9 protein-coding genes are annotated in these 12,689 nt (G+C 62.6%); 8 read left to right on the top strand and 1 reads right to left on the bottom strand.

Annotation, left to right across the window (positions count from 1 at the left end; all coding sequences use genetic code 11):
• Positions 1-36 precede the first annotated feature (36 nt).
• From OBACDRAFT_RS02085 to OBACDRAFT_RS02075, 3 genes are all read left to right on the top strand, one after another.
• The gene (locus OBACDRAFT_RS02085) at positions 37-1,227 is read left to right on the top strand and encodes an efflux RND transporter periplasmic adaptor subunit (RefSeq protein WP_052360860.1); all 1,191 of its coding nucleotides are present in this window, start codon (positions 37-39) and stop codon (positions 1,225-1,227) included.
• Between the two features lie 219 nt (positions 1,228-1,446).
• Positions 1,447-4,596 (top strand): efflux RND transporter permease subunit, encoded by a 3,150-nt coding sequence (locus OBACDRAFT_RS02080; protein WP_043582462.1) that lies wholly within the window; start codon positions 1,447-1,449, stop codon positions 4,594-4,596.
• Between the two features lie 76 nt (positions 4,597-4,672).
• Positions 4,673-6,127, top strand: a complete 1,455-nt coding sequence (locus OBACDRAFT_RS02075; protein WP_043582450.1) for an efflux transporter outer membrane subunit — start codon at positions 4,673-4,675, stop codon at positions 6,125-6,127.
• 39 nt (positions 6,128-6,166) lie between these two features.
• Here the strand turns inward: OBACDRAFT_RS02075 and OBACDRAFT_RS02070 are convergent, their stop codons facing one another.
• Positions 6,167-7,219, bottom strand: a complete 1,053-nt coding sequence (locus OBACDRAFT_RS02070) for a substrate-binding domain-containing protein (RefSeq protein WP_232766556.1) — start codon at positions 7,217-7,219, stop codon at positions 6,167-6,169.
• 112 nt (positions 7,220-7,331) lie between these two features.
• Here OBACDRAFT_RS02070 and OBACDRAFT_RS02065 point away from each other — a divergent pair, with 112 nt between their 5' ends.
• From OBACDRAFT_RS02065 to OBACDRAFT_RS02045, 5 genes are all read left to right on the top strand, one after another.
• The gene (locus tag OBACDRAFT_RS02065) at positions 7,332-8,303 is read left to right on the top strand and encodes a PEP-CTERM sorting domain-containing protein (RefSeq protein WP_232766554.1); all 972 of its coding nucleotides are present in this window, start codon (positions 7,332-7,334) and stop codon (positions 8,301-8,303) included.
• 64 nt (positions 8,304-8,367) lie between these two features.
• Positions 8,368-9,723, top strand: a complete 1,356-nt coding sequence (locus tag OBACDRAFT_RS02060; RefSeq protein WP_043582448.1) for a glycoside hydrolase family 2 TIM barrel-domain containing protein — start codon at positions 8,368-8,370, stop codon at positions 9,721-9,723.
• A gap of 28 nt (positions 9,724-9,751) precedes the next feature.
• Entirely contained in the window at positions 9,752-10,525 is a 774-nt protein-coding gene (locus OBACDRAFT_RS02055) for a type II secretion system protein (RefSeq protein ID WP_052360858.1), read from the top strand.
• Positions 10,526-10,605: 80 nt separating this feature from the next.
• On the top strand, positions 10,606-11,637 hold the full coding sequence (locus OBACDRAFT_RS02050; RefSeq protein ID WP_052360856.1) for a LacI family DNA-binding transcriptional regulator: 1,032 nt from the start codon (positions 10,606-10,608) through the stop codon (positions 11,635-11,637).
• A gap of 170 nt (positions 11,638-11,807) precedes the next feature.
• Positions 11,808-12,644, top strand: a complete 837-nt coding sequence (locus tag OBACDRAFT_RS02045) for a hypothetical protein (protein ID WP_043582447.1) — start codon at positions 11,808-11,810, stop codon at positions 12,642-12,644.
• Positions 12,645-12,689 lie beyond the last annotated feature (45 nt).

Below are 12,689 nucleotides of genomic sequence, written 5' to 3'. Positions count from 1 at the left end.
TTCCAGTCCTTCCACCTAACTAGCCCTGCCATACCGATGAACACCTCCCGCGTTACCCGTTCCCGGGTCGGCATCCTGACTGCCAGCCTCCTCGCCTCCGCGCTCTTTCTGGGCGCCTGCCACAAGGCCCCTCCCCCCCCCCCCCCCCCGCCTGCCGAAGTGCAAGTCATCCAAGTGCAACCCGCCGACATCCCCATCTACCGCGAGTGGGTCGGCACCCTCGACGGCACCACCAACGCCACCATTCAGGCCCAAGTCACCGGCTACCTCAAAAAAATCGCCTACACCGAAGGCTCCTACGTCAAAAAAGACCAACTCCTCTTCGAAATCGACGACCGCCCCTTCATCGCCGCCGTTGACCAGGCCAAGGCCAGCCTCGTCGAAGCCCAGGCCCGCCTCAAAAAGACCGAAATCGACGTCAACCGCCTCCGTCCCCTCGCCGCCAGTCAGGCCGTCAGCCAGCAGGAACTCGACAACGCCGTCCAGTCCAACGCCGCCGCCCAAGGTGGCGTTGACGGAGCCAAAGCCACCCTCGAAAAAGCCCAACTCGAACTCGGCTTCACCAAAATCACCGCGCCCATCGACGGCCTCATCGGCATCGCCAAAGGCCAGATCGGCGACCTCGTCGGCCAGAGTAGTGGAGAATTAACTACCATCTCGGCCATCGACCCCATCCGCGTTTATTTCTCTCTCAGCGAACAAGAATACCTCGCCGCCATCGCCATCGCCCGGAAGAACGACAACGATGCCGGCACCACCGACCAGGTCACCGCCAAACTCCACCTCGAACTTGAGCTCATCCTCGGCGACGGCCAGATTTACCCGCAAAAAGGCGCCTTCAAATTTGCCGACCGTCAGGTCAGCGTTGGCACCGGAGCCATCCGCATCGCCGGCGAATTTTCCAACCCCGGCCACGTCCTGCGACCCGGCATGTTCAGCCGCATCCGCGCCCGCACCCAAGTTGAGAAAGGCGTGATCGTCGTCCCCCAGCGCGCCATCCTCGAACTTCAAGGCAGTCATCAAGTCCTCGTTCTCGGCGCCGACAACAAGGCTCAGGTCCGCCCCGTCAAAACCGGCGAACGCGTCGCCTCCGGCTGGATCATAAAAGACGGCCTCAAGCCCGGCGAAACCGTCATTGTCGAAGGCGTGCAACGCGCCCGTGCCGGCGGCCCCCTCCACGCCACACCCTTCGGGGCAAAGGACGCAAAAACGCCCCCAAAACCATAGATTCCAGCCCCCCCCCCGCCCTCCGTCCGCCATCAAACAACGCTTAACACTTAACATTGAACGTTTAACATTGAACATCCGAACCATGCTGACGCCACATCGCCGCCTCCTTCCATTTAATGTTAAATGTTAAGCGTTAAACGTTAAATGTTCGACGGCGTAGCCGCCTCCTCCCGCCTTCTCCCCCGCTCCGCCTTTTCACCGACCACCTTCCCACCCATGGCCAAATTCTTCATCAACCGCCCCATCGTCGCGATGGTCATTGCCATCCTCATGGTGGTCATCGGCGCCGTATCCATCACCTCGCTACCCATTGCGCAGTTCCCCGACATCGTTCCCCCTGAAGTCCAGATCAAGGCCATGTACCCCGGCGCCGACGCCATGACCCTTGAGCAGGCCGTCGCCACGCCCATCGAACAACAGATGTCCGGCGTCGATAACATGAACTACATGTACTCGGTGAACGCCAACAACGGCCAGATGACGCTCACCGTCAACTTCGCCCTCGGCACCGACCCCAACACCGACCAAGTCCTCGCCCAGATGCGCGCCAGCCAGGCCGACTCCCAACTCCCCCAAAGCGTGCGCGACCAAGGCGTCACCGTCCAAAAATCCCTCGCCTCTCCCCTCGTCGTCTTCGCCCTCTCCTCCCCCAACGGCACCTACGACAGCACCTTTTTGGCCAACTACGCCTACATCAACCTCAACGACGCCATGACCCGCGTCAAAGGCATCGCCAGCGTCACCGTCTTCGGCGCCGGCCAGTATGCCATGCGCGTCTGGATACGCCCCGACCAGCTCGCCAAGCTCAACATCACCGTCCCCGAGATTGTATCCGCCATCCAATCACAAAACACCGTCAACCCCTCCGGCCAGATCGGCGGCGACCCCGTCCCCAAAGGCCAGGAATTCACCTGGGCCGTCCGCTCCCAGGGCCGCCTCGAAACCGAGGAGCAATTCTCCCAAATCGTCCTCCGCGCCGACCCCGACGGCTCCATTGTCCGCCTCGGCGACGTTGCCCGCCTCGAACTCGGCTCCCAGACCTACGGCCTCCACGGCACCCTCGACGGCAAACCCTCCGCCATTCTCGCCCTCTACCAACTCCCCGGCTCCAACGCCCTCGCCGCCGCCAACGGTGCCAAGGAACTCATGGCAGAACTCTCCAAGAGCTTCCCCGATGACATGACCTACGTCCTCGCCATCGACACCACCCTCGCCGTCACCGAAGGCATGAAGGAGATCGTCCACACCCTCGTCGAAGCCCTCATCCTCGTCATCATCGTCGTCTTCGTTTTCCTCCAAGGCTGGCGCGCCACCCTCATCCCCCTCCTCGCCGTCCCCGTCTCCCTTATCGGCACCTTTGCCCTCTTCCCCCTCCTCGGCTTCTCGCTCAACACCCTCTCCCTCTTCGGCCTCGTGCTCGCCATCGGCCTCGTGGTGGACGACGCCATCGTCGTCGTCGAAGCCGTCGAACATCACATCGAAAAAGGCCTCAGCCCCAGGGACGCCACCCTCAAGGCCATGCAAGAAGTCTCCGGCCCCGTCATCGCCATCGCCATCATCCTCGCCGCCGTCTTCATCCCCACCGCCTTCATCCCCGGCATCACCGGCCGCCTCTACCAGCAGTTTGCCGTCACGATCGCCGTATCCGTTCTTCTCTCCGCCTTCAACGCCCTCACCCTCTCCCCCGCCCTCTCCTCGCTCCTCCTCAAACCCAAGACCAAAGGCGGCCTCCTCCAACCCTTCTACAACGGCTTCAACCGCATCTTTGGCCGCGCCACCGACGGCTACGTCGGCATCTGCCGCTTCTTCATCCGCAAAAGCCTCGTCGCCATCCTTCTCCTCGTCGGCGTCTGCGTCCTCACCGGCCTCCTCGGCAAACGCATCCCCGGCAGCTTCCTCCCCGAGGAAGACCAGGGCTACTTCTTCGCCGGCATCCAACTCCCCGACGCCTCCTCGCTCGAACGCACCGACGGCCTCATGGCCAAAGCCACCGAAATCCTCCAAAAAACCCCCGGCGTCCAGCACGTCACCGGCGTCACCGGCTACAGCATGCTCAGCGGCGTGCAAAACACCTACAGCGGCTTCTTCTTCGTCTCGCTCGAAAAGTGGGACGAACGCAAAAAACCCGAGGAAAAATACGAAGCCATCCTCGCCCACGTGAACCGCGAATTCTCGCGCTTCCCCGAAGGCATCGGCTTTGCCTTCTCCCCCCCCGCCATCCCCGGCATCGGCAACGCCGGCGGCGTCACCTTCATTCTTCAGGACCGCGCAGGACGCGAACTCGATTTCCTCGCCACCAACGTCCAGACCTTCCTCGCCGCCGTCAAAAAACGCCCCGAAATCGCCTCCGCCACCACCACCTTCCTACCCACCGTGCCGCAGATGTTCGTCGATGTGGACCGCGACAAAGTCCTCAAGCAAGGCGTCCAGATCAGCTCCGTTTATCAAACCCTCCAAGCCTTCATGGGCGGCGCGTTCGTCAACTACTTCAACCGCTTCGGACGCCAGTGGCAGATCTACGTCCAGTCCGAAGGCGAGTACCGCACCGACACCGACCGCCTCGGCCAGTTCTATGTCCGCAACGCCAACGGCGACATGGTTCCCCTCTCCGCCCTCACCAAAGTCGAGAGCACGCAAGGCCCCGAATTCACCATGCGTTACAACCTCTTCCGCAGCGCCCAGCTCAACATCTCCGCCGCCCCCGGCTACAGCAGCGCCCAGGCCATGGCCGCGCTCGAAGAAACCTTTGCCGCCACCATGCCCAAGGAAATGGGCTACGACTACCTCGGCATGAGCTTTCAGGAAAAACAGGCCCAGCAAGGCATCGGTGCCGCCGCCATCTTCAGCTTCTCGCTCTTCTGCGTGTTCCTCATCCTCGCCGCGCAATACGAAAGCTGGACACTCCCCTTCAGCGTCCTCCTTGGCACGCCTATCGCCATCTTCGGCGCCTTCCTCGGCCTCATGGTCGGCCACTACGAAAACAACATCTACGCCCAGATCGGCCTCGTCATGCTCATCGGCCTCGCGGCCAAAAACGCCATTCTCATCGTCGAGTTCGCCAAGATGGGCGTTGAGCAAGGCAAGCCCCTCATCGACGCCACGCTCGAAGGCGCGCGCCTCCGCCTGCGCCCCATCCTCATGACCAGCTTCGCCTTCATCCTCGGTTGCGTGCCCCTCGCCAAAGCCGCCGGTGCCGGCGCTCTCTCGCGCCAGGTGATGGGCTTTGCCGTCATCGGCGGCATGCTCGCCGCCACCCTCCTCGCCATCTTCCTCATCCCGGTGACCTTCTACCTCGTGGAACGCTTCACCGTCCGGCACCAAAAACACGAGCCCGCCACACTCCCCCCCCCCCCCCCCGCCACCTAAACCCATCCGTATGCATTCCCTGGTAGGGAGGCCTCTCCGAGGCCTCCGCACCACACACCGCCGCCACTTCCGCACCATGCGCCACACCAACACCCTCTCCGCCACCCTCGCAGCACTCCTCCTCACCGGTTGCGCCGTCGGCCCCGACTACCAGCCCCCCGTCATCAAGTCCCCCCCCGCCTTCCGCACTGCCGACGACTCCACCGACGGCTCCACCCTCACCGGCACCGGCCAGCCCGAACTCACCGCTCCGCCCGCCAAGCCCGCCGACTTCGGTGCCGCTCCTTGGTGGGACGTTTACACCGACCCCGCCCTCGCCTCGCTCATCCAGGAAGCCCTCGCCAGCAACTACGACATCGCCATCGCCGCCACCCGCGTCGAACAAGCCCGCCAGGCCGTCGCCACCGCCCGCTCCGGCTACTACCCCAGCGTCAACTACTCCGGCGCCGCCAGCCGCGGCCGCAACCAATTCTCCGGCAACCCCAGCCCCACCCTCGGCACCACCGGAGACGACGCCACCGTCGTTGTCGGAGCCTCTTGGGAACTCGACCTCTGGGGCCGCGTCCGCCGCATGGACGAATCCGCCCGCGCCCGTTACCTCGCCACCGAAGAAGCCCGCAACGCCGTCATCACAACCCTCATTGCCGACGTCGCCCAAGCCTGGTTCGAACTCATCGAACTCGACGCCGAACTCACCATTGCCAAGGACACCCGCGACTCCTTCCAACGCAGCTACACCCTCTTCAACGAACGCCTCAAAGGCGGCATTGCCTCCACCATTGAAACCGCCCGCGCCGAAGCCGCCGTGGCCCAGACCGCCGCCGCCATCCCCGAAATCGAACGCTCCATCATCCTCAAGGAAAACCAGATCAACCTCCTCCTCGGACGCGCCCCCGGCCCCATCACCCGTCAGGCCACGCTCGACACCCTTGTCGCCCCCACTCCCCTGCCCGCCGGACTCCCTGCCGACCTCCTCGCCCGCCGCCCCGACCTGCGCCGCAGCGAACAACTCCTCCGCTCTGCCAATGCCGACATCGGCGTTGCCATCGCCGACTACTACCCCCGCATCAGCCTTACTGGAGCCCTCGGTCGTATCAGCCCCGACCTCTCCGACTTCACGCACGGCACCGGCAACCTCTGGTCCATCCTCGGCGGCCTCACCGGCCCCATCTTCCAAGGTGGACGCATCAAAGCCAGTGTCGCCGCCGCCCGTGCCCGCTGGGACCAAGCCCGCCTTGAACACGAACAATCCGTGCTCAACGCCCTCAACGAAGTCAGCGAAGCCCTCGTCTCGCGCGAAAAAATCGTCACCACCCGTGCCGAGCAAGAACGCCGCGCCGCCGCTCTCCAGCAAGCCGTGAAAATCTCCCTGGACCGCTACGACGCCGGTCGCGCCAGCTACTACGAAGTCCTTGAGGCCCAGCAACAACTCTTCCCCGCGCAGACCGACGTTGCCCGTGCCCGCCGCGACCAGCACCTCGCTCTCGTCCGCCTCTACCGTTCCCTCGGCGGCGGCTGGTCCGCCCCGTAGAACCCAGTCAAGCCCCGCCAGGCAACAAGCACAGAATTCTCAAACACCCGCTCCCGCAACCGACCGCCCCGGATGCCAGCGGCCCTCGATCAAGATGTGCATTGCCTCCTCCGGCACGCCGCGTTCGTGCCGATGAATCAACCCCACCAACGTGTCGATCGCCGTGGCGCCGATGGAATCGAAACGCTCGTCGATCCCGGCGGTGTCGGTCGGTGAACATTGACCCGGCTTCCACGTCTCGGTGAGAAACGCCGCGCTTGCCACGCCCACGTCCTCCGGCACGCGCAAGCCCGTCCCGCGCAACCACGCCACCACCTCGTCCGCCCGACTCGCTATCAACACGTCCGGCGACACCCTCCGTATCCACTCCATCAATACACCTCGACCCGTTGCCGCTGCGTCAAACGGCAGCAACAACGGCTCCAGCCGCCTCGCCTTCGGCAAGCGCAACTGCGCATCCAGAAACGCCGCCGTCCAGTAATGCCGAGTGCGCTCGTTGATCGTCTGGTCGAGCACAAACGCCGGACGCCGGTAGCCCAGCGCCCCCAACTCCCGCATGATCGCCTGCATGTTGTGCACATGGTGCGGCATCACCCGGTGCAGGTGAGGCGACGTCATCGTATTGCCGATCGCGATCGCCGAAAATGCCTCCCACTCCATTTCCAATTCCCCGCCCGCACCCGGCATCGGGGCCACCAACAATCCATCAATCCCGCGCGTGCGCAGCATCCGGCAAAACGCGGCTGCCGTCATTCCCTGCCGTGACGGACAAAACTCCTCCAATTTCCACCCTCGCAACCCCGCCCTCGCCGAAGCCCCCTCCCACAACGCCGGGTAAATGTGACGCGCTCGTTCGTGAGCCATCCCTGTCGCAGCCGGCCAGTTGTCGATCCACGCCAGCACCCCGTGGTCGCGCTTCTTTTTCTGCTGCTGCCGGTAGGCCACCAACGACGCCAGCACCGGATCGGGCCGGTATCCCATCTCCTCCGCCAGCGACTGCAAACGCTCCCGCGTTGCCAGCGGGATGCTTGGGTGGTTGTTGAGCGCGAGCGACACCGTTGAGAAATGCACGCCCGCACGGACGGCAATCATCTTCAAAGTAACACGCGGCGACGTAGGAAAACCGGACATAATGTCGATTCACTCGATAGTTTGAGTAGCGTCAACCTTGTTGCCCAAACCCCAACCCCTAGCATCCGCGGCCATGATTGACCGCCTTTATCCCAAACCCAAATCACCGCCACCACACATCAACCACGACCACTCCATGAAAACCGCAAACCTCCGTCTCCGCCTTCACTGCCTCCTTCGTCCGGCCCTCGTCTCGCTGCTTTCAGCCAGCCTGCCTGCGCTCGCCCTTGCCCTCGCCCTCGCCCTCGTCTTCGCCGCGCAAGCCCAGGCAGCGACCGTGACGACCTTGCTCAACACCAACTTCGAGGACGGCACCACTCAAGGCTGGACCGCTTACCAAGCCAGCAATCCGCCCAGCCTCACGCCCACCCAGGAAAAAGACACCGGCGGAAACGTCCTCAACACCTACAACCAAATTTCCTCCAGCACCGCCTTTCGCGGCGTCTATGCCCTCCTCTCCCCCTCCGTCACGCTTGCCGAAGGCGACACCATCACAATCACCTTCCGGCTCATGTTCACAGCCGCCACCACCAACGTTCGCTTCGGCTTCTTCAAATACGCCGGAGGTGCGCAGGATATTGAGGGCGGCACATCCGACGACGGTTATAATGCCAGCGTCAGCAACGCGGGCAACAGCATCAGCCTCAACCGGGATCGCGACGCCGGCAACGATCCCACCTCCGGTAGTGGCAACGCCATTACCGCCACCACCAACGTCACCGCCACCAACGCCTTTGAGTCCAACACATGGTATGACGCCTCCTTTACCCTGACCTACATCGCGGAAAACAACATGCAGGTTGCCGCCACCGTCGGCAGCGCATCTGTTGTCGGCACACGAACCTCCGGCAACTACACCGACTTCGGCATGTTTTACATCGGCTCCGGCAACAACAACGCCCGCTTCGCCATTGACGACGTGCTCGTGACCACCACCGCCACCGTCGCGTCCAACGTCCCCGAACCAGCCACCACCGCATTGCTCGTGGGCATCGGCACGCTCGCCCTCGCCGCCACAAAGAGGAAGCGACGCTCCGCCGATTAACGTGGCGCGGGCGTCCCGCCCGCTTTCCGATTTAAGTCGAAATCACTCCCCCCCCCCCCCCCGCATGAAATTCCACCGCCACCTCCATCTCGCCCTCATCCTGCTCCCGTTCATCGGCCTTGCGACGCCCAGCCCCACTTTCGCCGCGAACGACGGCTCCACCGTTTCCCTCGCTGCCACCCCTTCCGGCTCGTGGCAACTCCTGCGCGACGGGCAACCCTTTGAAGTGCGCGGCGTGGGACGCCTCACCAACATGGACCTCGCCGCCGCCTGCGGTGCCAACACCATCCGCACCTACAACAGCCCCCTCGAACCCGACGCCCTCGCCGATGCCCGCCGCCTCATGGACGAAGCCCGCGCCAAGGGCCTTGCCATCATTCGAGGCATCAACCTCCAACGCGAAAGCAACAATTTCAGTTACTCCAACTCCGCCGACCTCCAACGCCAGCGCGACATCATCCGTGCCAGCGTGCGAGCCTACCGCGACCACCCTGCCCTCCTTTTATGGGGCCTCGGCAACGAAGCCGAGGGACCACGCACCAAGGACGTTTACCCCGAATTCTGGCGCGAACTCGATGTGCTCGCCCGCATCGTAAAAGAAGAAGACCCACGCCACCCCGTGATGACTGTTATTGCCGGTTCCGGTGCATGGAAAATCAAAGCCATTCACGACTATTATCCCTCGCTCGATATTCTTGGCGTCAACACCTATGGCGGTGCCGCAGCCCTGCCCGCCCGTCTTGACAAGGCCGGCTGGGAAAAATCGTATCTGCTTACCGAATACGGACCACGCGGCCACTGGGAAGTGCCAAAGACCAAATGGGACGCCCCCATCGAACCCGCCAGCGAAGCCAAGGCCGCCAACTACGCGCGTGGCTACATCGGCGCGAAGAACGACCCAAAAGGCCGTTTCCTCGGCGCGGTCTGCTTCGTATGGGCGAGCAAACAGGAAATCACCTCCACCTGGTATGGCATGTTTCTGCCCACCGGTGAAAAAACTCCGGCGGTGGATCACATCTCGCAAGCCTACCAAGGCCGCTGGCCTGCCAACCGCAGCCCCCGCATCAAGTCGCTGAAATCCCCCGGACTTGACCGGAAGGAAGTGCCGCCGGGCGCGACCTTCACCGCCACCATCGAAGCCGACGATGCCGAGAACGACCCGCTCACCTACGAATGGAAAGTCATCCGCGAAAGCGGCCAGAAATGGGCCGAGGGTGCCGCCGAAAAAGTCCCGCCCACCATCGACGGATGTATCCAAGGCGACGCTACCGCTGTTGCGGCCCCCACCGTGACCGTGCGCACGCCCGACAAACCCGCCGCCTACCGCCTGTTTGTCTTCGTCCGCGACGGACGCGGAGGCGGCGCCACGCAAAACATCCCCTTCCTCGTTGTTGATAAAAACGCCGCCGGGGAAAATTAACCCCCTCCCCCCCCCCCCGCATTTCCCCATGAAACACACCCAAAAAACCTTCCCTTGGACGTTCGCTGTTCGGCGGCGGAATCGCCGCGCCGCCTTCACGCTCATCGAATTGCTGACGGTTATCGTCATCATTGGCATTTTGGCGGCGATCATTCTGCCTGTTGCCTCCAAGGTGCGCGAATCGGCAAAAATCGCCAAAGGCACTTCCAACCTCCGCCAGATCGGCACCGCACTTACGCTCTACGCCGCCAACAACCGCGACCTGCTGCCGTATTCATATCGGTCGAATGCGGGTGGACAGAACACCATCTTTGCCCTCTCGCTTTCGGGCTACCTCGACAACACCCGGCAAACTTATCACGGAAGCGACTCCTCACTTAACCACTATAACGACGTTTTCAAAGATCCATCCGCCACCGTACCCGGTGGTCAGATACATTACTCCGCTCATCCCGTGTTGATGCCTTCCGTATCCGGCGATCCCCCTGGCACTCCGCAGGTAAAATTAAGCTCCATCACCGACCCCGCGCGTCAGGTCATTATTATGGATGCTTCGCAAAGTGCTGGCGGCTCTGCCGGGGCAAGCGCAGGCAAAGTGAATAAAATCACCGAACGCCTCGCCAACTTCACCGGCAATCTCGACGATCCTGTCCCCGCCGGTCCCAACAAGGACAACGACACGCAAGGTTACATCCGCTGGCGTGTCCGCGGCAACAACGCGGCCAAGTTTCTCTTTGTGGACGGCCACGTGGCCGTCCTGAAAATTGGCGAGCTAAAATACCGCCACATCATCGCCGAGTAACAGAACCGCAGGCGTTCACTGATAACGCACCAGGAGTTTTGGCTTGGCCTGACGCACCGGGCGCTCTGCTTTATCCGTAAATGGAACTGCCGGGCATAACCATGCGTGATGTGGCGAACGCGGCCAAAGTCAGCGCAATGACGGTCTCGCTGGCGCTGCGCAACCACCCCAGCATCCCCGACCAGACACGCCAGCGCATCCGGACACTCGCCGAGTCCCTCGGCTACCGTCCCAATCCCCTGGTCGCCACGTTGATGACCGAACTGCGCACCAAGAAACGGCGGGGTGCCGCCGCCACCATCGCCTATATCACCCGTGATTTGCCGGTCCACACGTGGGTGCAAACCACCACCCATGCAAAATTCTTCCTCGGCGCGCAGAGGCGGGCCAAATCCCTCGGCTACCGTCTGGAAAAATTCAATCTGGCGGAGAAAGGCATGACCGCCGAACGCATGGCAGGCATCCTCTGGCAGCGCAACATACGCGGGATCGTTCTTGCTCCCGCCCCGCTTCTCACCCGCACGGAGGAAACCTGCTGGCAGCAATTCGCCACCGTGCTGCTCGGCTTCTCAATCACCGGCCTGAAGGGACACCGGGTGGCCAACCACCATGCGCGCACCATGATGCGCGTGCTCACCGAATTGCATCGCTGCGACTACCGCCGCTTCGGAATCGTATTGCACGAACGCGAAAACCCCCGCGTGGACTGGAGCTGGCTGGCGGGTTACGATGTCTTTTTCCGCCAGGACGAAAAGTGCCGTCCCATTCCCGTCCTCTCGTGGAATTCGCAAGGTGACTTCGACCAGTGGTTTCGCCGCTGGCGGCCTGATGCCATCGCCACCTTCGACACCTGCGTGGCGGACTGGCTTCGCCAACTCGGCTGCGACGTTCCCAACGAAGTCGGTGTGGCGCATCTGAGCCTGCACCCCGAGGAATGCGATTTTTCGGGCACCGACCAGCATTGCGAAGTAATCGGCGCCACCGCCGTGGACGTGGTAATCGAGGAAATGCACCACAACCACCTCGGCGTTCCCCGTCATCCCAAAACCGTTTTGATCGAAAGCGACTGGATCGCCGGCGTCACCACCCGTCCGCCAACAGGCCCCGCGTAACACCCGCTGCCGACTGCGGTCCCCTCCCCCCCCCCCCCCGGTCCCTCCCCTCGCAACACGGACTGCGCCTCGTTTTACTTTACGATGAAAGTATCGCGCAGTTTTACACCCCGTCTGCGTTTCCCAGATTAGGGCCACTTGGCCATCTTATGAACCACCCTGTGAACCCAATGAAAACACACTTCATCCAATCCAACATCCGCCGCGCCGCCATCGTCGCGTTTTTTGCCCTTGCCGCCGCCTTCGCCCACGACTCGCGCGCCGCGCTCATCATCGGTGACAACTTCGACACCTACCAAAACGGACGCCTCCAGACCGTCTCCGGTGGAACATCTGTCTGGACATCCAGCACAACCACTCTGGTTGCCGACGCCACAGGTGTCGCCCACTCCGGCACAAAATACGTCGAACTCGGAACCACCACCACCGAAATATCAGCCTCCCGCACCTTTTCGGACGTCCCCGTCACCGGCACTTACTGGGTGCAATTCTCCGTCCAGGCCAACTTCACAAACACAGACCTGAATTCGACCAACCGTCCGCAGATTCGCTTCGGTGACGGCACCAACAATATCGTCACCATCCTGTTCCGTGATGACCTTGACGTATTCAGAGTCGCTTATGTGCCCACTGTCGGCGGCTCAACCACCAACATTGACACCAAGACCGCCAGCATCGGCACCGACATCAAATACACCGACAAGCAATGGCACACCTTCACCTTTGGAATCAATCTGACCGACAAAACCGCCTCCATCTATCTTGATGGCCACACTGTTGTATCCAGTTTCACATTTTCCGGCTACGGGGATACCTTCAATAAATTCGACATTCGCAGCCTGATTCCCACGACGGCCACCGCAGGCGCATCCCTGCGCATCGACAGTATCGGATTCTACGATACCAACCCGTTCGCCCCCGTGCCCGAAGCCTCCACCTGGGCCACGTTCGCCGGCCTCGCCGCGCTTGCCCTCGGCCTCATCGCACGCCGTCATCGCAAAGCATGACGCCAGCAACCGTTTCCCCCAACTCCCCTCCCCCCCCCCCCCGCG

Origin of the sequence: Geminisphaera colitermitum TAV2 (assembly GCF_000171235.2) — a bacterium.
Taxonomy (GTDB): Bacteria; Verrucomicrobiota; Verrucomicrobiia; order Opitutales; family Opitutaceae; genus Geminisphaera; species Geminisphaera colitermitum.
The sequence above is the reverse complement of the archived record's forward strand: the minus strand, read 5'-3'. Positions and strand labels throughout refer to the sequence as shown.

Bases quoted from the DNA above. Each gene is read 5' to 3' on its own strand.
- OBACDRAFT_RS02085 (WP_052360860.1), top strand. From the start codon at position 37: ATGAACACCTCCCGCGTTACCCGTTCCCGGGTCGGCATCCTGACTGCC.
- OBACDRAFT_RS02055 (WP_052360858.1), top strand. From the start codon at position 9,752: ATGAAACACACCCAAAAAACCTTCCCTTGGACGTTCGCTGTTCGGCGG.
- OBACDRAFT_RS02065 (WP_232766554.1), top strand. From the start codon at position 7,332: ATGATTGACCGCCTTTATCCCAAACCCAAATCACCGCCACCACACATC.
- OBACDRAFT_RS02060 (WP_043582448.1), top strand. From the start codon at position 8,368: ATGAAATTCCACCGCCACCTCCATCTCGCCCTCATCCTGCTCCCGTTC.
- OBACDRAFT_RS02050 (WP_052360856.1), top strand. From the start codon at position 10,606: ATGGAACTGCCGGGCATAACCATGCGTGATGTGGCGAACGCGGCCAAA.
- OBACDRAFT_RS02045 (WP_043582447.1), top strand. From the start codon at position 11,808: ATGAAAACACACTTCATCCAATCCAACATCCGCCGCGCCGCCATCGTC.
- OBACDRAFT_RS02080 (WP_043582462.1), top strand. From the start codon at position 1,447: ATGGCCAAATTCTTCATCAACCGCCCCATCGTCGCGATGGTCATTGCC.
- OBACDRAFT_RS02075 (WP_043582450.1), top strand. From the start codon at position 4,673: ATGCGCCACACCAACACCCTCTCCGCCACCCTCGCAGCACTCCTCCTC.
- OBACDRAFT_RS02070 (WP_232766556.1), bottom strand. From the start codon at position 7,219: ATGATTGCCGTCCGTGCGGGCGTGCATTTCTCAACGGTGTCGCTCGCG.